The organism is Pseudarthrobacter sp. fls2-241-R2A-168 (assembly GCF_030209335.1).
Taxonomy (GTDB): domain Bacteria; phylum Actinomycetota; class Actinomycetes; order Actinomycetales; family Micrococcaceae; genus Arthrobacter.
This window is the reverse complement of sequence record NZ_JARVSG010000044.1, coordinates 1-20,378: the sequence shown is the minus strand read 5'-3', so window position 1 is coordinate 20,378 and position 20,378 is coordinate 1. Positions and strand designations below refer to the sequence as shown.

Here is a 20,378-nt window from a genome sequence, read left to right as displayed (position 1 = left end):
TTCCTGATTTGCCCGGCCCGGAAGGCCGGGCAAATCAGGAAAGCCGGCAATCAGGGAAGCTGCAGCCTAGGCAGTCGCAGCGGCAGCCCGCACAGCTTCGCCCAGTGACGTCGTCGGGCGGCCGATCAGCGTGCGCAGGTCCCCGCTGCTGACCAGGAGGTCGCCCCGGGCAATCCCGAGATCGGAATCGGCGAGGATATCCGCGAATGCCTCCGGCACGCCGAAACCGGCCAGCATTCCGGCATATTCCTGGGCCGGGAGGTCCTGGTAGGCGACATGCTTTCCTGCGGCAGCGGTGATCTCGGCGGCCAGCTCAGCCATGGTGAACGGCTCGTCGCCACCGAGTTCGTAGATCTTGCCTGCCTGGTCATCGGCAACCAGGACGGCGGCAGCCGCGTGGGCATAGTCCGCGCGCGACGCTGCACTGACGCGGCCTTCGCCTGCACTTCCGGCGATGGCACCCTGGGCAAGCGTGCCGGGCAGCTGCTCGGTGTAGTTCTCCAGGTACCAGCCGTTACGCAGGAGGACAAAAGGAACACCGGATTCCCGCAGAATGGCTTCCGTGGCCTGGTGCTCCCCGGCCAGCTTCATTGATGTGGTGTCCGCGTTGGCGATGCTGGTGTAGGCAAGCAGTTCAACACCTTCGGCCTTTGCGGCTTCAATCACAATGCGGTGCTGCTCCACCCGCTGGCCCACCTCGCTGCCGGAAATGAGGAGGACCTTGGAGGCACCCTTCAGGGCCTGGGCCACGGAGGCGGGATCAGCGTAATCCATGCCCTTTACCTGGACACCGCGCTCCGCGAAGTCTGCGAGCTTTTCAAGGGAGCGCCCGGTGGCCACGATCTCCTGCGTGGGAACATTGCGCTCCAGCAGTGCCTCGACTACGTGGCGGCCCAGTTTGCCGGTTGCGCCGGTGACGACGATGCTCATGAAATTTCCTTCCGTTGGGGTTGTTCATGGAGCACAACCACGACACCTTCCCGATACTTCCCGAAAGAGAGTACGCACTTTCAGGTAAGGTACTGGTATGAAAGTAAGTATCTCCGCTACTGCCCTTTCCGCACCCCTTCCCGTCGCGCTTGCCGACGGCGTGTTCCCGGCCGGGTGCCCCAGCCGGACGGTCCTGGACCATATCACCAGCAAATGGGGCGTACTGATCCTGCTGGCGTTGTCCGAAGGTGAGCAGCGGTGGAGTGAGCTGCGGCGGCGGGCCGAGGGCGTCAGCGAGAAGATGCTGGCCCAGACCCTCAAGACGCTCGAGCGTGACGGCCTGGTCAGCCGAAAAGCGCAGCCCGTCATTCCGCCGCGGGTGGATTACAGCCTGACCGAGCGCGGCTACGAACTGAGCGCACTGCTGGTTCCGCTGGTGGCGTGGGCATTCGAGAACGCGGAAGAAATAGTCAACGGCCCCCGCTGACCGGGCACGATCCGCTGGCGCCCCGGGGGAGAACCCAAGCAAGTAATCCCGCCTGGAAAAAGCGGGTACATGTTACTGGTGTGACTGGTGTGAATAGCGCATAGCTTTGGCGTAAGGTGCCAACCGGAATGGGAGGGCCGCCCTCTGCTGGGAGCGTTCCGGATAACCTGCACCGCCAGTGGGTGGCTTCGCTGCCGCCCGCGAGGAGTTGGTACGTATGGTGAAAACTTATGTCCCCGACCCGGCCGGCATGGGCCAGCCCATCAGTCTTGCCACTGCCGCGGTAAAAGCGTGGGACCGGGCAAGGACCGCCCTCACCCCGCGGTCCCCGTTCAAGATCGGCGATGCAGTGGTGGGGGATGATCCCTTTAGTGGCCGGCGCGAGGGGATCGTGGTGCTCCGGCAACGCAACTCCGTAGGCGTGAAAACCGCCCACGGAGTGGTGTTCTACGATCACCGCCAAGTGCGGCAGCTGGACTGAGCTGCCGCTGAGGTGTTGCTGCCGGCGGGTGTTGCCCGCCGGCAGATGCTACCGGGCCGACCAGCCGCCGTCCATCGTGTAACTGGCGCCGGTAACCATGCCGGCGTGGCCGGAAGCAAGCCAGGCGACCAGGGACGCAACCTCCTCGGGCTCCACCAGGCGCTTGATGGCAGACTCGGTGAGCATCACTTTGGCCAGCACCTCGGATTCGGGGATGCCGTGTACCTGGGCCTGGTCCGCAATCTGCTTCTCCACCAGCGCCGTCCGGACGTAGCCGGGGTTGATGCAGTTGGACGTGACTCCGTGCCCGCCGCCTTCGAGCGCCGTCACCTTGCTCAACCCTTCCAGGCCGTGCTTGGCGGCAACGTATGCGCTCTTGAACGGAGAGGCCCGGATCCCGTGCACCGAGGACAGGTTGATGATCCGCCCGAAGCCGTTGCTGTACATGTGCGGCAGGGCCGCTCGAATCAGCAGGAACGGAGCCTCCAGCATCAGGGCGATGATCCGGCGGAACTGCACGGGATCAAACTCCTCAATGGGGCTGATGCGCTGGATCCCGGCGTTGTTCACCAGGATGTCGCAATCCAGGCTCAGGGTGGCGAGCGAGTCCACGTCCAGCAGGTCAACAGTCCAGGAGGTGCCGCCCACCTCGTCGGCGAGCGCGGCGGCTCCGGCGGCATCGACGTCGGCCACCACCACTTTCGCTCCACGTGCCGCCAGCTCGCGGACACACGCGGCGCCGATTCCGCTGGCTCCCCCGGTGACCAGGGCCTTGCGGCCATTCAACATGTTGTTGTCCATTGCAGTTCCCTTGCGATTGTCCATCGGAAGTCTCCAGCTGCCCAGGCAGCTTAGCGGGTCCTGGCGGGGAGCAGGCCTTCGCGGGCGGCGTCGGCCTTGTCCACTTCCTCCAGGGCGATGCCCTTGGTTTCCCGCAGGCTCAGCACTGCCACCGCGGTGATGGCGCAGGCCACCACCAGGTAGATGGCGGTGGGCACCCAGGACCCGGTGTCCTTCAGCCACTGGGTGGCAAGCAGCGGTGCGAGCGAGCCGGCGAAGATGGAGGTCACCTGGGAGCCGAGCGAGACGCCGGAGTAGCGCATGCGGGTGGGGAACAGTTCAGCCATGATGGCCGGCTGACCGGCGTACATAAAGGCGTGGAGGCAGAGCCCGATGGTCACGGCCGCCACGATCACCACCGGGCTGCGGGTATCAAACATCGGGAAGGCGAAGAAGGGCCAGGCCGCGCCGGACACCGCGCCGAACAAGTACACCGGCTTGCGTCCGAATTTGTCCGCCAGGCGCCCCACCTGCGGGATCACCAGGAAGTGGATGACGTGGGCGATCAGGAGGGCCAGCAGGAGCGAGGAGGTGTCGTACTTGTGGACGGTCTTGAGGTAGACGATCGCGAAGCTGACCACCAGGTAGTACATGATGTTTTCGGCGAAGCGCAGGCCCATGGCCTGGAAGATGCCCTTGGGGTACTTGCGGACCACTTCGAACACGCCGTAGCTGACGGCCTGTTCCTTCTCCACCAGCGCCTTGGCCTCCAGGAAGATGGGGGCTTCGGTGACGTGGGTGCGGATGTAGTAGCCAACGAACACGATCACCGCGGACAGCCAGAACGCCACGCGCCAGCCCCAGCCAAGGAACGCCTCGCTGCTGAGGGTTGTGGACATGATGAACAGCACCAGGGTGGCCAGCAGGTTGCCCACCGGCACGGCGGCCTGCGGCCAGCTGGACCAGAAGGCGCGTGACTTGTTGGGGCTGTGCTCGGCCACCAGCAGCACCGCTCCGCCCCATTCGCCGCCGAGGGCAAAGCCCTGGATGAAGCGCAGTGCCACGAGCAGGGCCGGTGCGAGGTAGCCCATATCGGCGAAGCCGGGCAGGCAGCCCATCAGGAACGTTGCCACACCCACAATCACAATGGTGAGCTGCAGCGTGGGCTTGCGGCCCAGTTTGTCGCCAATCTGGCCGAACACAATCCCGCCCAGGGGCCGCGCCACGAAGCCGACGGCGTAGGTAAGGAAGGCCTGGATAATGCCGTCCAGTTCGTTCCCGGTGGCCGGGAAGAAGTACTTGCCGAACACCAGGGTGGCGGCGGTGGCGTAGAGGAAGAACTCGTACCACTCCACTACCGTGCCCACCATTGAGGCGGCCACGATTTTCTTTAGTCCGGATCCTTTGGATGCAGGTCCGGCAGTATTGTCCGCCGGGCGTTGTTCAACGCTCATGGGGTTTCTCCTAAGTGTCCACGGTGACACGTGCTGTGATCTCCAGCACCTGAATGGCTCCCCTGAGTATTGCTGCACAAACAATCAGCTTCAATAGCCAAACCGGCACCAAGTATGTGCAGAATTGCAGATATGAAAGCCAACCCTGATGACTTGCTGGTCCTTTTGGCGGTGTCCCGTTCCGCAAAATTTACGACGGCGGCGCAGGCCCTGGGCCTCAACCACACCACCGTCTCACGCAGGATAGCCGCGTTGGAGAAGGCGCTCGGCGGCCGCGTCCTTGCACGGGCCACCGGCGGCTGGGAGCTGACGGACCTCGGCGCCCAGGCGGTGCAGGTGGCCGAACAGGTGGAAGCGGTGGTGGGCACCCTGGGAGCTGGAGGCCAGGCACCCGACCCGATTACCGGCGTCGTCCGCATGACAGCCACGGACGGGTTCAGTGCCTACATTGCCGCCCCGGCTGTAGCCCGGCTGCGGCGTGACCACCCGGGCCTCAGCGTGGAGGTGGTGACCATGACCCGGCGGGCGCTGCAGCAGCGCTCGGGACTGGACATCGAGGTGGTGGTGGGCGAACCTCAGGTGCACCGGGCCGAGGCGTTGCGGCTGGGCGACTACATGCTGGGAATGTACGCCTCCCGGGCCTACCTGGCCGAACACGGAACCCCGGCCACCGTGGCCGAACTCAACGAGCACCCGCTGGTCTACTTTGTGGACTCCATGCTGCAGGTGGACGACCTGGATGCGCCCCGCCGGCTGGTGCCCGCCATGCGCGACGGCCTGACCTCCACCAACGTCTTTGTCCACGTGGAAGCAACCCGCGCCGGTGCCGGGATCGGTTTCCTGCCCTGCTTTATGGGCGATCTTCACGGGGACCTGGTGCGCCTGCTGCCCGCCGAAATCGCCGAACTGTTGCCGTACTGGATGGTGCTGCGGCCGGACTCACTGCGCCGCCCGGCCGTGGCCGCCGTAGTCCAGGCGCTCCGCGAGCAGATGGCGGAGCACCGGGACTGGCTGCTGGGCAAGGGCAACTCCGCTGGTTGAGGCTGCAGAAACCTGGATTTCGACAAGCTCAATCACCGGGTGATAGCTCATTCGCCGGTTGACGGCTCAATCACCGGCAACCGGGTCGTGGCGGACTGGGGAGCCCGCGGCGAACGCCCGGACCTGGTCGTCGTCCCAGAGGTGGGCCGGGACGGCTCCGCCCAGGAGCCGGCGGTGCAGCTTGGGGTCGTCGCCAAAGGGGACGTCACTGCCGGCCATCACCATGTTTCCGTACCGGCGGCCCTTGAGCATGGCGGGGTCCGCGATGATCACCGTGTATTTGAAGGCGGCCGCGATGGTGGCGGCGTCCTCGCGGGCGTTCTTGAGGTCCGGCGCATCGCCGGAGTTCACCACGTAGAGTCCGCCCGGCGCCAGCACTCGTTTGGCATGGTCGGTGAACTCGGCCGTGGTCAGCGCCCGCGGGGTGAAGGCGCCGGCAAAAACGTCCCGGATGATGAAGTCCCGGGTGTCGGCGGTCAGGGTTTCGGTGACCTCGCGGGCCTCCCCCACCCGCAGGCGCAGCAGCGGCGCCTTGGGGAGGTCGAACCAGTCACGCACGTACTCCGCGAGCTTGCCATCCAGCTCCACCACCACCTGCCGGGCGTCCGGGTACACGGCATGGAAGTAGCGGGCCAGCGAGCAGGCCCCGCCGCCCAGGTGCAGGCCGCGCAGCTTCTGCTGCGTGCCGGAAACGCCGGACGGCGGCCAGCGCGACTCGATCAGGGCGGACATCCAGCGCATGTACTCGAAGTCCAGGAACAGCGGGTCCGCCAGGTCGATGTGGGAGCTCATGACGCCGTTGATCTTCAGGAGCCAGCCGGTGGAGTTGTCCTGGTCCGCGATCAGCTCGCAGTCCCCGGTGTCGATGTAATACACACCTTCAAAAGGTCCGCTCTGGCGGGAACCCGCGGGTACGTCAACCACTCCGGCTACCGCACGCATGCCGTTCCGGCCCCCTGACCTTCCGCGTTTAGCCATTACCCGTGCCGCGCTTCAGTCATGGTTCAACCTTAGTTGCCGCTCGATACAGCTGGCACCTTAGTTGCCGGGCACGGCCCCCTCGCCCTCCCGGATCCGTTTCACCACGGCAGTGGTGGACCGCTCAGCCACGTAGTCAAGGATGGCCACCCTGCCGCCGTATTCCTCCACGGCGGGCGTCTCGGCCAGCATTTCCGGACTGTAGTCCCCGCCCTTCGCGTACACCTCGGGCCGGAGCTGCCGGATGAGCGGTGCCGCCGTGGGGGTGTCAAACACTGTCACGTAGTCCACGCAGCTCAAGGCCGCCACCACCGCCGCACGGTCCGCCATGGAGTTGATGGGGCGGCCGGCACCCTTGAGTTTCCGTACGGAATCGTCGCTGTTCAGCGCCACCACCAGGACGTCGCCAAGCTGCTTGGCCTGGTTGAGGTAACGGGTGTGGCCGCTGTGCAGCACGTCGAAGCAGCCGTTAGTGAGCACAATCCTCTGGCCCTGCGACCGGTGCAGCTCCAGCTGCCGTTCCAGTTCGTCGGCGCCAAGGGCAGTGTCAGCAAACGCCTTCAGGTACCGGCTGAGCTGGCCCGTACTGCAGACGGAGGTTCCCGGCTGGTGCACCACCACGTCCGCGGCCGACTGGGCAAGGTCCAGGCTGGCCGTCAGCGGCAACCCGGCCGCGCGCGCAAGCGTCAGCGCCGCAACGAACGTATCCCCGGCACCGGACGCCTGCTTCTCGGCGGCCGGCCGCGCCCACGTACGGTGCGTGACGCCGTCGGGCCTTAACAGCACGGTGCCGTCCCGGTCCAGGGTGACCACCACGGCGTCCGCCCCGGTGGCTGCCAGCAACTCCTCCGAGTGCGCGCTGACAGCTTCCACCCGGTCCTGGCCGTCCGGAAGCCGCAGGTCCAGCATCCGGGCCGCTTCCTGCGCGTTGGGTGTCACCAGGTCCGGGCGCAGTGGTGCCCACGGGCGAGGATCATGGGAGTCGACCACCAGCAGCGGGCGGTCCACCAGTAAAACGGGCGTCTCCCCCAGCGCATCGATCAAACCTTTGTGGACAGGGCCGGAAAGCACGCCCTTGCCGTAGTCGCACACCAGCACCGCGTCCTGGCGTTCGACGGCGGCACGCACCGAAGCTGCCAGCGTCTCCAGCGCCTCGGCCGGCACCGCCTTGGCGGAGTCGTCGAGGCGGAGCATCACCTGGCCGCCGCTGCTGATCCGGATCTTGGTGGTGGTCACCATGTCCGGGTGGCTGTGGAGGTGGGTCACGTCGATGCCGGCCGCGACGAGCTGGCTGCGCAGGTCCTCGCCGGCCTCATCGGTTCCGACGATGCCTGCCACCGAAACCCTGGCTCCGAGGGCAGCCAGGTTCATGGCCGTATTGGCTGCCCCGCCGGGGACGGACTCCCGGACCTGGAGGTCCACCACCGGGGCGGGGGCTTCCCGGCACAGCCGCTCGATGCTGCCGCTCCACCAGCCATCCAGCATCAGGTCGCCGATCACCAGGACGGCGGGCTGCTCCGCTGCCAGCCGGCCGGGCAGCCACTCGGACAGCGCCCGCTGCGTGGACAAGTCCGCCACGGCAGGGTCCACGGGCAGGTTCTCGGGGTGCAGGCTCATGACTTGTCCTGTTCATCGGCTGCGGATTCAAGGCCGGGGCCATCAGGAGCAGCGCCCGAATTGTCCTTTGTCGATTCCGGCGGCGCGGCTATGTGCACCACTTTCACCCGGCTGAATTCGTCCAGGAGCTCCGGGCCGTAGCCAAAGCCGGCGCCGCTTTCGCCGCGCGGCTGGGCCGCACCGCCCGGGGCGCCGCCGAACACCTCGTTGATCTTTACCGTGCCTACCGGGAGCGCGGCCACTGCCTGCTGGATGTGGGCGATGTTGCCGCTCAGGACTGTGGCGGCGAGGCCGTACTTGCCGCTGCACGCGAGCCGCAGCCCGTCGTCGAACGATTCCACCACCTGCACCGGGGCAACAGGCCCGAAAGTTTCCTCGGTCATGATCTGCATCTTGTCGGTGCAGCCGAGCAGGACGGTGGCCGGGTAGAAGGAGCCCCGTCCGTCGGGAAGGGTACCGCCCTCCACCGCCCGTGCGCCCTGCCGCAATGCGTCGGCCACCTGGGCGTGGACCTCGTCCCGCATTCGGAGATCCACCAGCGGGGCAACCGTCCCGTTGTTGTTGCGCAGGGCCGCTTCCGTTTCCAGGGCAGCGCAGAACTCCGCTGCGATCTCCTGATGAACGTAGATCCGCTCCACAGCCACGCAGATCTGCCCGCTGTTGCTGAAGGCGCCGATTGCGGCCTGCCCGGCTGCCCACACGGGGTCCACGTCGCGGTCCACCAGCAGCGGATCATTGCCGCCGTTCTCCCGGATCACATGGGCGCCGGTCAGCACACCGGCCCTGGCGATCCGCGCACCGGCCGCGCTGGAGCCGACATGCGCGATGACGTCCACCCCGGACTGCGTCAGGAGTGCCCCGACGTTGGCGCCGCCGGACACCGTCTGGAACACGCCGGGCGGAAAGGCAGGAGCCAGGACTTCGCCCAGCGCCTCACCCAGCCGCGGACAACGCTCGCTCGGCTTGTGCACAGCGGTGTTGCCGGTCACCAGTGCAGCCCCGATCAGGCCGCACGCCACCGCCACCGGATCATTCCACGGTGTCAGGAGGGCAGCCACGCCGCGCGGCTCGGCCACCGTATAGTCGGCAGCGAGCCGGTTGCCGAGCAGGCTGTGGCCCCGGTGGACGGGTCCCAGTTCCGCGTACTGCTCCAGGGTGGAAACCCCTGCGCCGATGCCGGCGAGCGCCTCCTCCACCGGCCGGCCCGTTTCGCTGAAGTTGAGTTCGGCCAGTTCCGGCGCGGCTGCTTCAAGTGCTTTCGCCGCCTTCCGGAGGGCGGCGCCGCGTTCCCCCGGAGCAGTGGAGGCCCACTCAGCTGAAGCCCTCCGTGCCACTTCCACGGCATGGGTCACTGCAGCCGGTTCAGCTTCCGGCACGGTCCACAGGACGTCACCGGTCCTGGGGTTCAGGATGGTGATGCCAGTGCTATCCGTTGCTTCCGGTTGTGCCGTTTTGTCCTGCACAGTGGAGTTCTGAGCGGTGGCGTCCTGTGCGGTGGCGTCTTGTGCAGTGGTGTCTGTGGCGATGCTGGGCATGATGTTCCTCCCGTCGGTTCCGGCGTGGGTCGTCTTGGCCTTTAGGGCCAGGAGCCCTCTTCTTCATGGCAGATCAGCATTTCGCGGACCTCGCAGCCCTTGGGCTGGGACAACGCAAAGAGGATCGCCTGCGCCACGTTGTTGGGGTCGTTGAGTCGTGAATCGTCCTGCGGCTTGTACTGTTCCGTGCGGTCGTCGAAGAAGCGCGTCTTCATGCCGCCGGGAATCATGGTGGTCACGCCGATTTCGCCGCCGGTCTCCGCTGCGAGCGCATGGCTGAAGCCCACCACGCCGAACTTGGACGCGCAATAGGCGGTGGCGTCGGCCACGGCACGCTTGCCCAGCGTGGAGGCGACAGTCACCACCCGGCCGTGGGAGGACTTGAGGTAGGGCAGGGCCGCCCGCACCACGGAGACGGTGCCCATCAGGTTGACCCCGATCACTTTTTCCCATTCCGTGGCTTCGACGTCGGCCAGCTTGCCGCACCGGTCGATGCCGGCGGCCGTCACCACGGCTTCGAGCCCGCCCAGTGTTTCGGCGGCTTCCTTGACGGCGGCCTCCACGGCCAGGCGGTCCGCGACGTCCACTTCGAACGCCTTGACGGCGGACACGTTGCTGATGTCGCGGTCCAGCACCACGGGGGTGCCGCCTGCCTTCAGGACAGCGTCAACGACGGCGGCTCCCAGTCCGGAGGCACCTCCGGTCACAAGCACGCGTCCGGGTGATTTCACATCGGCAGTCATGGTGTTCCTTTCGATTGGGAATTCAAAAACTCTTTGGGGTAACCAGCTGACTTTTAGCGGGTCAGCTCACTTTGGCGAGGGCATCGGCCAGGCCGGTGGTGGAGCGTGCCGGGTGGTATGGGACCGTCAGGCAGCGTCCGCCCCAGCTCTCCACCAAGGGGGCCTCGGGCAGGCTGGCACCCTTGTAGTCGCCGCCTTTGACCCAGATGTCCGGGCGGAGGCGTTCCAGGGCGGCCTCCGGGGTGTCTTCGTCGAAGACCATCACGGCGTCCACGCATTCCATCGCGAGGAGCAGCTCGGCGCGGTCATGCTGGCCGATGATGGGCCGCTCCGGCCCCTTCAGCCGCCGCACGGAATCGTCCGAGTTCAAGCACACGATCAAGCAGTCCCCGAGTTCGCGGGCAGCCGCCAGGGACCGGACATGCCCGGCATGCAGCAGGTCGAAGCACCCGCCGGTGGCCACCACCTTGCCGCCGCTTTCGCGCACGGCGCGGGCCAGCAGCAGCGGGTCGCTGATGCGGGGCCGGACCTCCACGGGCTCCCCTGCATCCGGAAGGGCGGATACCCCGCCGCTGGCCAGGAAGTCCGCGGCGTCGTGGACTGCGAGCACCGCGGCTTCGTCCAGCCCCCGGCCGGCCAGGAGGTGTACGGCAAGGCTGGCGGCAAGCCGGTCGCCGGCCCCGCAGGGATCACCGGCTTCCACCCTCGGGGCGGGAACGGGTTCCGGGCTGCGGCCGGGCCGGCACAGGACGGCGCCCTGCTCTCCCTTAGTCACCAGGACAGCCTGGCTGCCCCATTCCTCCAACAGGACAGTGCCTGCCTCCGCGGCAGGATCGCTACCGGGACCGGGTGCAGCAGACAGCCGGACAGCTGCCGGCTCCTGCGGCGTTTCCTGCCGGGCTTCCTTCCGGCCGCGCGACTGCGCGGCTTTCTGGGCTTCAGCCAGGTTTGGCGTGACGACGGCGACGCCCGGCACCGGGTCCGGCCCGGCGGGGTGCGGGTCCCAAACGATGGGAACCTCATCCGCCATCCGGGCCAGGAGCTCCCTTAATTGAGGGTTGGCGGCAAGGCCACGGCCGTAATCGGCCACGATGATCACACCGGCCTTCTCCACCGCACGGAGCATGGCCGGGCTGACCTCCGGGACGGGAGTCTTTCCACACCCCTGGTCAAAGCGGACCACTGGGTGCGATCCTGCCCGGACCCGGGTTTTGACCGGCGAGGCATAACCGCTGGGACCGGACACGAGCCGCACTCCGGCGAGCTGCCCTTGAAGCTGCCTGCCGGCGTCGTCATCGCCCAAAACCGTCACCAGCGTGACGGGCCAGTTGTCCTGCGCAAGCATCCGGGCGACCAGGCCTGCTCCCCCGGCGCGGCGCTTGACTCCGGACACGTCCACCACGGGCACGGGTGCATCGGGGCTTAACCGCGTGGCTTCACCGGACAGGTCCACGTCCAGCATCACATCGCCCACCACCACGATCCTCATGCCACACCACCGCGCTTCTGCAGCCCCTGGTTTTGCACACCAAGGTTTGTCAAAGCCAGCGGATCAGCGGACCCGCGCCGGCCCACCTCGAGGTCGAAGGCGCGGCAGACGGCATGCAGGGCGATCAGATGGCCCTCCTGGGCGTTGGCGTTGAGCGCATCAATCATGACTGCCTCGTCGCAGGCGTCAGAGAGTGGATTGGGGCCCTTCCCCGTGAGCGCCCAGGTGGTGATGTTCAGGCGCGACGCTGCTTCGGCAGCCCGCAGCAGGTTGGGGCTCTTGCCGCTGGTTGACAGCAGCATCAGGACGTCGCCGGACCTGCCGTGGGCCCGCACCTGGCGGGCGAAAACGTCGTCGTACCCGTAATCGTTGGCGATGGCCGTCATTGCCGAGGATTCCGCGTGCAGCGAGATGGCAGAGAACGGCACCCGCTCGCCGTCGAACCTTCCCACCAGCTCCGCCGTGAGGTGCTGGGCCTCCGCAGCCGATCCGCCGTTTCCGGCGGCGAGGAGCCGCTGGCCGCGGAGCAGGCGCTGGGCGAGCTCCACTCCCCAAGCGGCCAGGCGGCCGGATTGGCTCCGCAGCGAATCGAGGGCCGGCACCACGTTGTCCAGGTGCGCGCGCACCGCCTCCGCGCTGTCCGGATCCACAAAAGCGGCGCCGGGCAGCACCGCGGGCAGCGGGGCCGGCCGTGCCAGGACCGGCAGGTCGGCTTCACGAAGGGACCATTCCGCAGTCACAGTGCCGCTCCTTCCATCGGGACGACGCCGGGGGCAGCCCCGGCCACCGCCAGCTGATAGGCCTTTTCGGTTTCGGCTGCAACGCGGTCCCAGGAGTACCTGGCCCGTGCGCGCCGCTTTCCTGCATCCCCGAGCTCCGTCCGCAGGGCGGGGTTCTCCAGCAACAGCGCCAGCGCTGACGCGATGGCCTCCGGGTCCCGCGGCGGCACGTGCAGCCCGGTCCCGTGGTCAACCACTGTGTCCCTGAGTCCGCCCACAGCAGCAGCAACTACAGGGACGCCGCAGGCCATGGCCTCGAGCGGGACGATGCCGAAAGGCTCGTACCAGGGCGCGCACACCACTGCATCGGCACTGCGGAAGATGCCGGGCATCTCGCCGCGGGACACCTGGCCCTGCAGGTTCACGTGGTCCGCAACGCCGAGTTCCCCGGCAAGTTCCAGCAGCCGGCGGACTTCGGGATCGGCGTGCAGCACGCCTGATTCTGCGCCGCCGCCCACAATCAGGAGTTCGACGTCGTCAAAACCCGCGTCCCTGAGGTACGGCAGCGCACGGATCACCAGGTCCACGCCCTTGCGCGGCACCAGGCGGCCCACGGAGAGGATGCGGTGCTTGCGCTGCCTGGCGGCTGCCGGGCCTTCTGCGGAAAAGAAGCCCAGGTCCACCCCGCAGGGGGCAATGGAAATCTTTGCCGTGTTGATGCCCATGGCTTTGAGTTCAAAAACTTCGTCGGAGCAGGTGGCAACGATCCGGTCCACGGACCGTCCAACTCCGGGTTCGAGCCAGCGGCGTTCGGCCGGGCTGGTGTCCTCCACGCCCTGGTGCCGCCGCTTGACCGTGCCCAGGGCGTGGAAGGTCTGGATGACGGGAACCCGGTAACCCTGCTCCGGCCGGCGGGCGGCGTCCAGGGCCGCCAGGCCGGACATCCAGAAGTGGCCGTGCACCACATCAGGAGGACGCTGGCTCCAATCCCGCGCCACGCCGTCGGCAAGCTCGCCCATGTAGGGCAGCAGCTCATCCTTGGGGACGTGCCGGGCAGGTCCGGCGTCCACGTGGACCACTTCGAACCGGCGCCCCACACGGACCCTTTCCGGAAGCTCCGTTGCGTCCCGGCGGGTGTAGACAGTGACGTGGTGGCCGCGCTTGGCAAGTGCTTCGGACAACGCGGCAACGTGCACGTTCTGCCCGCCGGCGTCCACCCCGCCCAGCGCCGCCAGCGGACTGGCGTGCTCGGAAATCATTGAGATCTTCATGGGGTCTTCCTCTCTCGCGCCGGGACAAGGATCTTCTCGTCCAGGCCGTCGTTGCTGGCGGTAAGCGGGTGCAGGGTCCCCCCGCCCAGGTCCGCGAGGAGCTCATCCCAGCGGTCCTGGAACCTGCCCAGGCTGTAGCGTTCCAGTGCCGCCTCACGGGCGGCGACGCCCCGCCGTCGGGCTTCATCCGGATTGGCGACGAGCCGCTGCGCGCAGCGGAGCAGCTCGTCGATATCGGCGGACACGATGCCGGCCTCCGGCGGCACGGCCCGCGGGGCTTCGGTGGTGGCCAGCGCAACCACCGGCATGCCCAGGTGCATGGCTTCCAGCAGGGACAATCCCAGGGAGGTCCAGCGCATGGGGTGTACATAGACACGGCAGCGGGCCAGCTCGCGGTGCAGCTCGCGGGTCTGAAGGTCGCCGCGGACCATCAGCCGGGAGGCGTCAATTCCGGCGGCAGCGGCCAGGCCATCGGTCTTCATGCCGAACACCTGGAGCCGGGCAACGGAGGCGAATGCGGGCAGGAGGTCCGTGCCGGTGACCCTGCCGCGGCGGATGGGTTCATTCACCACCACGCCCAGCTCCGGCAGCTCACCGGTGTAGAGCTGCCCCGGGTCTGGAATCCCGTGTTCGATGACCAGGCTGCGCGCTGATCCGTTATCCCACGCCAGCTTGTTGAAGTGCGTGACGTGCACCAGGGGGATGGTGTCCTGGTCCGCAAGCGGATGCCGGGTAAACGGAAAATCGCCCTTGGGGGTGTTGTGCTCCACGTACACGGCCGGCAGGTCAACTCCAGGCCTGCGGCCGAGCAGCCGTGCAACTTCTGCGATTTCCTCAGGGCGCTGCAGGACGACGGCGTCAACGGCGTCCGCGTCCAGTGCGGCAGGATCCACCTCCCGCACCGACGCCGGCCAGTCCCTGCCGGCACGGCCCAGTCCCCAGGCACCACCCCCCGGCAGGACAGGAAGCAGGTACTCGTGACGGCCACGCACAAACGCGTCCGTCCATGAACCGTGGACATGCCAGAGCAGGATTCTCATCTGTTGCGGGCCTTTCTACGGGTACTGACGTGGGTACTGAAGGAGCTCACCCCGCCGATCAGGCGCTCCACGGCCGCCACCACTTCCTCCGGCGAAACCGAGTCAAGGCACGGGTGGCCCGGCACGGGGCAGACCCGGGCGCGGGACATCCGGCAGGCGGCGTTCTGGTCCCCGAGCAGCTCCAGCGGGACTCCATACGGCGCCCACCGGATTGCCGGTACCACCGGCGAAAAGAGGCAGGCCACCGGAGTGCCAACGGCTGCGGCGAGGTGAGCCGGCCCGGTGTTGCCGGTGACCACGGCGTCGGCCCCGGACATCACCCCGGCCAGGGTGTGGAGGTCCGTGCGGCCGCCAAGGTCGAGGGCCGACGGTCCGGCGACTGTCGCCGTCAGGGAGGTTTCTCCAGGGCCGCCGGTCACCACCACCCGGTGCCCGGCGCCCTGCAGGAGTTCGACGGCGGCAGCATGGTGCAGCGGCGGCCACGCCCTGGCAGGGACGGCGGCTCCGGGATGCACCACGACGTAGGGTTCGTCACCCACGAGGTCCCGGACGCCGGGTACCGATGCGAGGCGGAGTTTGCCATCGTCCCCGGCAGGCAGCCGGAACCCGCCCGCTTCGGCGATGCCCAGCGCGCGCTCGGCCTCGGGCTGGTCTTCGGGAAAGTCCTCGCCGGGCTTGAGCCGTACATCCAGCAGGGAGCCGGCGTAATCGGTGGACGCCCCGGTGATCCGTTCCACGCCGGCCAGCCGGAGCAGCAGTGCCAGCGGCAGGGGTGACTGGTGGAAGGAGGTGAGGATGACGGCCTCGGTAATCCTGGAGTTACGGACATACTCGATGAGCCTGTCTACGTGCGGACCGGTCATCCGGGGAGCGGGATTCATGATCCACGGGCTGTCCCAGCTGTAGACCTCGGCCACGCCCGGCAGCATTGCCGCCGCCGCCTCGCCCTGCCGTCCGCACAGCATTACCACCTGGTTCGGGCGGCTGCTGTCGCGGAACCGGCCGTTGGCGACTGCCCGCACGGCGGGCCCGGCCAGCAGGACATCACCCATGCTGTCCAGGCGTGCCACCAGGACGCTGCCCATCAGGGCTGCCCCACGAGCAGTGAGACGGCTTCGGCCAGGTTCCGGGCCACCAGCTGGGCCTCGGCCACCTCCTCGAGCCGGGTCACGGGGGTGGGAACGAGGACGCCCGTTGCTCCGGCGGCTTCGGCGGCGCGCACGTCGGCACCGATATCGCCAATGAGCGCGGCCTCCGATTCCTGGATGCCAAGCTTGCGGCAGGCACTGTGCACCATTCCCGGTGCGGGCTTGCGGCAGGAGCAGAGGTCCTGCTCCGCATGGGGGCAGACTTCCCACACATCAAAGGGCCCCAGCAGCTCCTCCACCCTGGCATTGACGCCGGCCACGTCGGCGGCGGTAATCAGGCCGCGCGCGATTCCGGACTGGTTGCTGACGACCCCGATGGCGACCCCGTCGGCCCGAAGGGCGTCCAGGACGGCCTTCGCGCCCGGCATCGGCGTCACCCGGCCGGGATCCCCGTTGTAGGGCACATCAACTACCAAGGTCCCGTCCCGGTCGAACAGGACAGCACGGAACTTCGAGGTTACGGAGCTTCCCATACACACTCCGTTCCCCACTGCTGCTGCTCCTAAACAGGGGCTGCTGCTTTTCTCGCCTTTGAACAGGCAAGATAGGACACCGCCGGGCTCCCCCGGTGCTGGGGCCGCCTCCGGCACGCCTTGGGAACTAACAGCTTCCAGCCCCGAATGCTGCCCTGGAGGTAGTCCGGCGGGATGGAATTTTGCCGGAAACTGAGCCAGGAGCTGCGGAGCCCGTCGTTCCCTCCGAGGACCGGAAGGAGCCGGCAGAGCCAGTGGAGCGACTCGGTTCCGTCCGGACGCCGGCCACGTGACCGCTATTTAACAGGCGGCGCTGGAGCTCCACGAGCACCCGGGCCAGCCGGCGGGAAACCTGCATCTGCGACATCCCCAGCCGCTTCCCCAACTGGACCTGGGTTTCCTCACAGAAATAGCGGCGGTACAGCAGTTCCCGGTCCGCGGCATCCAGGTCCTGCATCGCCTCGCGAAGGCAGGCCAGGTCTTCAAGCCGTTCCAATGGCGTTTCCGGGCAGGCGAGCAAGTCGCCGATGGACGGGGCGTCGCTGTGCGGGTTGGCTGCGTCCAGTGAGTCCGGGTGCATGCTGCTCGACGCCGAGATGGCTTCCCGGACTTCGGTGGCGTCAGCCCCCAGCTCCGCTGCCAGCTCCTCCACACTGGGATTCCTGCCCAGCGCCTGGACCAGCTCCGGTTCCACGCGGAACATCCTGGTGCGGAGGTCCTGGATGTGCCTCGGAGGCCGGACCACCCACGTACGGTCACGCAGGTATCTCTTCAACTCCCCCGCGATAGTGGGTGCCGCATAGGCGGGGAAGCTTTCCCCCTTGGACTGGTCGAAGCCGCGGGCGGCCTTTACCAGTCCAAGGTAGGCCACCTGGTTCAGGTCGGCGCGTTCCCGGCCCCGGGCTTCAAAACGGGCGGCCAAGGCCTCGGCAAGGTCCAGATAGCTCAGGACCAGGTCATTTTCGAAGGTCTCCCGCAGCCGCCCCTGATTGTTGGCGGGCCGGATTTCCCTTGGTGGTTCCAGGCACGGCTCCTGGACGGGCGTATTATCCACGGCAAGCGCGGCGGAAGATTCGGGCATTGTCGTTGGTTCCCTCGGTCTGGTTCCGAAAGCCTGCGGCAAGACTTAGCAGTAGGAAATCATAAGGCTGCTTATAAAACAATCCTTCGCAGCATTAGGCTCGGCATGTAAGACGAAACTGCCCACTTCTGCCAAGGAGCCTTGCCATGCGCATCGCCATCACCGGAGCCAGCGGAAATGCAGGAACCGCGCTGCTGCGCAACCTGCACGGGAAACTCGCCAGCAGGCCGGGAAGCCTGGAGCTGACAGGCATCAGCAGGCGCCTGCCGGACACATCCCGCGCCCCGTACGCTGCGGTTGCCTGGCACACGCTCGATATTGGCCTGGAAAGCGACCGCGCCCGGCTGGAATCCGCGCTGACGGGCATTGATTGCGTGGTGCATCTGGCGTGGCAAATCCAGCCGAACAGGGACCTGGACCAGCTGTACCGGACCAATGTCACCGGAACGGCAAACGTACTGGAAGCCGCGCGGAAGGCCGGAGTCAAGCAGGTGCTCTGCGCGTCCTCGGTGGGCGCGTACAGCAAGGCGCCAAAGGACCGCCGGTCCGATGAATCGTGGCCTGCGACCGGCATGGCGGGTTCGCACTACAGCCGGCACAAGGCTGCCCAGGAAGAGCTCCTCGACAGGTTTGCGGCAGCGGAGCCGGGCATCGCCGTGGCAAGGCTCAGGCCGGCACTGATTTTCCAGCGTGGCGCAGGGAGCGAGATCGGCAGGTATTTCCTGGGGCCGATCATCCCCCGGCTCCTGCCGGGGAGGCTCTGGATTCCCCTGCTGCCCGCCCCGGACGACCTCATTTTCCAGGCCGTCCACGCAGACGACGTCGCCGAGGCCTACTGGCGGGTTATCGACCAGCGGGCATCCGGAGCTTTCAACATCGCAGCGGAGCCAGTGCTCACGCCGGAGGAACTTGCCCGGATCGTCCAGGCGCGGAGAATTCTTCCCATTCCCATGGGACTGCTCCATAAACTCGTGGGCCTCGCCTGGCGGCTCCACCTCGTGCCTACGGACTCCGGATGGGTTGAGATGGCGGCAGGCGCGCCCGTTATGGACACAAGCCGTGCCCGCCGGATCCTGGGGTGGGAAGCGAAAAAATCGTCAATAGAGGCCGTCCTGGACGTACTGGAGGGAATCGGGACGGGGGAAGGAGTGGCTCCCTCCCCCGTCCTGACGCCTCGTCAAGGCATCTCACCCCGTCAAGGCACCTGACCCAATCAAGGCGTCCCACCGAGTCGCGGCGTCCCACCCAGGAGCTAGGCAGCGTCCCGCACCCGGGTGGGATTCCGCCCCGTTTGCGGCCTAAATGCCTGAACGCGGATTTTCGCGGTCTACGTGCGAGCCGCCCTGGCCCGGACCGGCATCACCTTGCCGGCGGTCATCGCGTGCCCCATTCCCGGCTCCCGCTTCACGGGCAGTATCAGCGGCGTCGCGGGCCGCGTGAGTGCGGTTGCCGGCACCGGGGTTGGCGCCATCACGGTCCCGGTCTCCCTTGACATCGGGGTCAATCTCATCCGCTTTCCGGGTCCTTTCGCCCACGTCGTCACGGAGCGTCCTGGCCTCGGTGGCCTGCTGGTCCGCCTGTTGGCGCAAGCGTGCGGCTTCGACCTGCGCCTGTTCTGCATCCGCCCTGGCACGTGTTGCCTTGGCCTCGCGCTCACGGGCATCCAGTTCCCTGTCCTGGGCCTCGCGTCGGATTTCCGCAGCCTTCTCGCGGTGCGCGTCGTCCCGCTTTTGCTGGATCGCCTTCCGGCGTCGTCCTGTTGCGAGCAGCAGCAGCACAATCAGCACCACCACAACTATGGCAATTACTACCCAAACCCACGGAGCTATGTCCAAAATACCCACCACTTCCACCTAGATGCGACCGGGCCGGCGGAGGCCATTCCGGTTGATTTTTTTGGAACCGTTTATAACTCGCTTAGCAAGCGTACTTACCTTTTATTAGTAATCATGCTTATTATTTTAGGGCCAGTATCGCTGGTTCTTGATCAACAACCGGCCTTCTTGGAAAGAGAGAGCGAAGATGACAGAGAACCAATGGCCCGAGGATCCCGCTTACACGGCTCCGCCGGCCTCCACAGGAATCCCGGGCGAGCGAAGCGCCACCACTTTCCCGCCCGCCGCCACGCCCCAATATGGCGAGGTACCCTCGGGTGACACCGCTGGGACGTCCCGCAAGGAAGCGGCGAAAGAAGAAGCAGCAGATGTAGCCCGTACGGCGAAGGGCTCAGCACAAAATGTCGCCCACACTGCCAAAGATGAAGCTGCCAACGTCGCCGCCGAGGTGAAGTACAGCGCGCAGGACCTGCTGTCACAGGCAAAGTCCGGACTGACCAGCCAGGCCGGGACGCAGCAGCAGAAGGCGGCAGAAGGTATCCGGACCATCTCCAGCCAGTTGCACAGCATGGCAAGCGCTCCCGATCAGCAGGGCATGGCCAGTGATTTGATCCGGCAGGCTGCCCAGCGCAGTGAATCGGTGGCTTCCTGGCTTGAGAACAGGCAGCCGGGCGACCTGCTCGGCGAAGTCCAGAAATTCGCCCGCAACCGCCCCGGCACCTTCCTCCTGCTGGCAGCAGGCGCCGGTGTCCTGGCAGGCCGGCTCACCCGCAGCCTCACCGCCGGCGCCACCGAAAGCCAGAGCGGCACCAGCAGCAGGGGACTTTCGGGCCAGTACTCCAGCCCCTACGGCGACCAGTACGGCAGCACTTACAGCGACCAGTACAGCGAGGGCTACGTCCCCACAGGCGGAACAGTACCGCCTCCCCCGGTCCAGCAGCCGGGCCCGGCCACCACGAATGCAGGCTACGACGACGTCGCTGCCGGCACCATGTATCCAACAGCTGCGTCCACCGCCAGCCCCCTGGGCAGCCCTGACCTGGTGGAAGAAGAACCCTGGTCCGGCAACCGGACGGCCGAGGACCCGTTGGGCGACCGTACCCTTGCCGATGATCCCATGGCCGGCGACCCCCTGACCCGGGACCGCTCCAGGGACGGCCAGTCTGGTGGACTGTGATGAGTAGCCAGATTCCGGAGATGCCGCCGAGTGAGGCGCATCAGAAAGCGGATAACGCGTCGTTGGGTGAGTTGCTCGGTGAGGTGACCCGGGACCTGT

Annotated in this window: 20 protein-coding genes; 5 read left to right on the top strand and 15 right to left on the bottom strand. The window is 67.1% G+C overall.

The window, feature by feature from the left end:
* Positions 1–66: 66 nt before the first annotated feature.
* Positions 67–930, bottom strand: a complete 864-nt coding sequence (locus tag QRN11_RS20415) for an SDR family oxidoreductase (RefSeq protein WP_285314286.1) — start codon at positions 928–930, stop codon at positions 67–69.
* Positions 931–1,027: 97 nt separating this feature from the next.
* Between QRN11_RS20415 and QRN11_RS20410 the strand changes: the two genes are divergently transcribed.
* Positions 1,028–1,417, top strand: coding sequence for a winged helix-turn-helix transcriptional regulator (locus QRN11_RS20410; protein WP_285314285.1), 390 nt, complete (start codon positions 1,028–1,030; stop codon positions 1,415–1,417).
* 217 nt (positions 1,418–1,634) lie between these two features.
* Positions 1,635–1,898, top strand: a complete 264-nt coding sequence (locus QRN11_RS20405; RefSeq protein ID WP_091420898.1) for a hypothetical protein — start codon at positions 1,635–1,637, stop codon at positions 1,896–1,898.
* A 48-nt stretch (positions 1,899–1,946) separates the two neighbouring features.
* Here QRN11_RS20405 and QRN11_RS20400 read toward each other — a convergent pair whose 3' ends face one another.
* Together QRN11_RS20400 and QRN11_RS20395 are read right to left on the bottom strand one after the other, a co-directional pair.
* A complete protein-coding gene (locus tag QRN11_RS20400; protein WP_285314284.1) occupies positions 1,947–2,699 on the bottom strand; it encodes a 3-hydroxybutyrate dehydrogenase in 753 nt (250 codons plus the stop codon).
* 50 nt (positions 2,700–2,749) lie between these two features.
* Positions 2,750–4,132: an MFS transporter gene (locus QRN11_RS20395; protein WP_285314283.1), complete on the bottom strand. Its 1,383-nt coding sequence runs from the start codon at positions 4,130–4,132 to the stop codon at positions 2,750–2,752.
* Positions 4,133–4,264: 132 nt separating this feature from the next.
* Here QRN11_RS20395 and QRN11_RS20390 point away from each other — a divergent pair, with 132 nt between their 5' ends.
* On the top strand, positions 4,265–5,173 hold the full coding sequence (locus QRN11_RS20390; protein ID WP_285314282.1) for a LysR family transcriptional regulator: 909 nt from the start codon (positions 4,265–4,267) through the stop codon (positions 5,171–5,173).
* A 66-nt stretch (positions 5,174–5,239) separates the two neighbouring features.
* Here the strand turns inward: QRN11_RS20390 and QRN11_RS20385 are convergent, their stop codons facing one another.
* The 11 genes from QRN11_RS20385 to QRN11_RS20335 form a co-directional block, all read right to left on the bottom strand.
* Positions 5,240–6,151, bottom strand: coding sequence for a spermidine synthase (locus QRN11_RS20385; protein WP_285314281.1), 912 nt, complete (start codon positions 6,149–6,151; stop codon positions 5,240–5,242).
* Positions 6,152–6,211: 60 nt separating this feature from the next.
* On the bottom strand, positions 6,212–7,768 hold the full coding sequence (gene rfaE2, locus QRN11_RS20380) for a D-glycero-beta-D-manno-heptose 1-phosphate adenylyltransferase (protein WP_285314280.1): 1,557 nt from the start codon (positions 7,766–7,768) through the stop codon (positions 6,212–6,214).
* Positions 7,765–9,303: an aldehyde dehydrogenase family protein gene (locus QRN11_RS20375; RefSeq protein WP_285314279.1), complete on the bottom strand. Its 1,539-nt coding sequence runs from the start codon at positions 9,301–9,303 to the stop codon at positions 7,765–7,767. Before QRN11_RS20375 ends, rfaE2 begins: the two co-directional genes overlap by 4 nt.
* 41 nt (positions 9,304–9,344) lie before the next feature.
* Positions 9,345–10,046, bottom strand: coding sequence for an SDR family oxidoreductase (locus QRN11_RS20370; protein ID WP_285314278.1), 702 nt, complete (start codon positions 10,044–10,046; stop codon positions 9,345–9,347).
* Between the two features lie 61 nt (positions 10,047–10,107).
* Entirely contained in the window at positions 10,108–11,535 is a 1,428-nt protein-coding gene (locus tag QRN11_RS20365) for a PfkB family carbohydrate kinase (RefSeq protein WP_285314277.1), read from the bottom strand.
* Complete coding sequence (locus QRN11_RS20360; RefSeq protein WP_285314276.1) at positions 11,532–12,275, bottom strand: D-sedoheptulose-7-phosphate isomerase; 744 nt, start codon at positions 12,273–12,275, stop codon at positions 11,532–11,534. Before QRN11_RS20360 ends, QRN11_RS20365 begins: the two co-directional genes overlap by 4 nt.
* Entirely contained in the window at positions 12,272–13,525 is a 1,254-nt protein-coding gene (locus QRN11_RS20355) for a glycosyltransferase (protein ID WP_285314275.1), read from the bottom strand. The genes QRN11_RS20360 and QRN11_RS20355 overlap by 4 nt, the downstream gene beginning before the upstream one ends.
* Complete coding sequence (locus QRN11_RS20350; RefSeq protein ID WP_285314274.1) at positions 13,522–14,565, bottom strand: glycosyltransferase; 1,044 nt, start codon at positions 14,563–14,565, stop codon at positions 13,522–13,524. The genes QRN11_RS20355 and QRN11_RS20350 overlap by 4 nt, the downstream gene beginning before the upstream one ends.
* Entirely contained in the window at positions 14,562–15,650 is a 1,089-nt protein-coding gene (locus QRN11_RS20345; RefSeq protein WP_285314273.1) for a glycosyltransferase family 9 protein, read from the bottom strand. Before QRN11_RS20345 ends, QRN11_RS20350 begins: the two co-directional genes overlap by 4 nt.
* Positions 15,650–16,186, bottom strand: a complete 537-nt coding sequence (locus QRN11_RS20340; RefSeq protein ID WP_285314272.1) for a D-glycero-alpha-D-manno-heptose-1,7-bisphosphate 7-phosphatase — start codon at positions 16,184–16,186, stop codon at positions 15,650–15,652. Before QRN11_RS20340 ends, QRN11_RS20345 begins: the two co-directional genes overlap by 1 nt.
* 127 nt (positions 16,187–16,313) lie before the next feature.
* On the bottom strand, positions 16,314–17,267 hold the full coding sequence (locus tag QRN11_RS20335) for a sigma-70 family RNA polymerase sigma factor (protein WP_285314271.1): 954 nt from the start codon (positions 17,265–17,267) through the stop codon (positions 16,314–16,316).
* A 146-nt stretch (positions 17,268–17,413) separates the two neighbouring features.
* Between QRN11_RS20335 and QRN11_RS20330 the strand changes: the two genes are divergently transcribed.
* Complete coding sequence (locus QRN11_RS20330) at positions 17,414–18,475, top strand: NAD-dependent epimerase/dehydratase family protein (protein ID WP_285314270.1); 1,062 nt, start codon at positions 17,414–17,416, stop codon at positions 18,473–18,475.
* Positions 18,476–18,565: 90 nt separating this feature from the next.
* Here QRN11_RS20330 and QRN11_RS20325 read toward each other — a convergent pair whose 3' ends face one another.
* Positions 18,566–19,111 (bottom strand): hypothetical protein, encoded by a 546-nt coding sequence (locus QRN11_RS20325; protein WP_285314269.1) that lies wholly within the window; start codon positions 19,109–19,111, stop codon positions 18,566–18,568.
* Between the two features lie 178 nt (positions 19,112–19,289).
* Here QRN11_RS20325 and QRN11_RS20320 point away from each other — a divergent pair, with 178 nt between their 5' ends.
* Entirely contained in the window at positions 19,290–20,279 is a 990-nt protein-coding gene (locus QRN11_RS20320) for a hypothetical protein (protein ID WP_285314268.1), read from the top strand.
* The last annotated feature ends 99 nt before the right edge of the window (positions 20,280–20,378 follow it).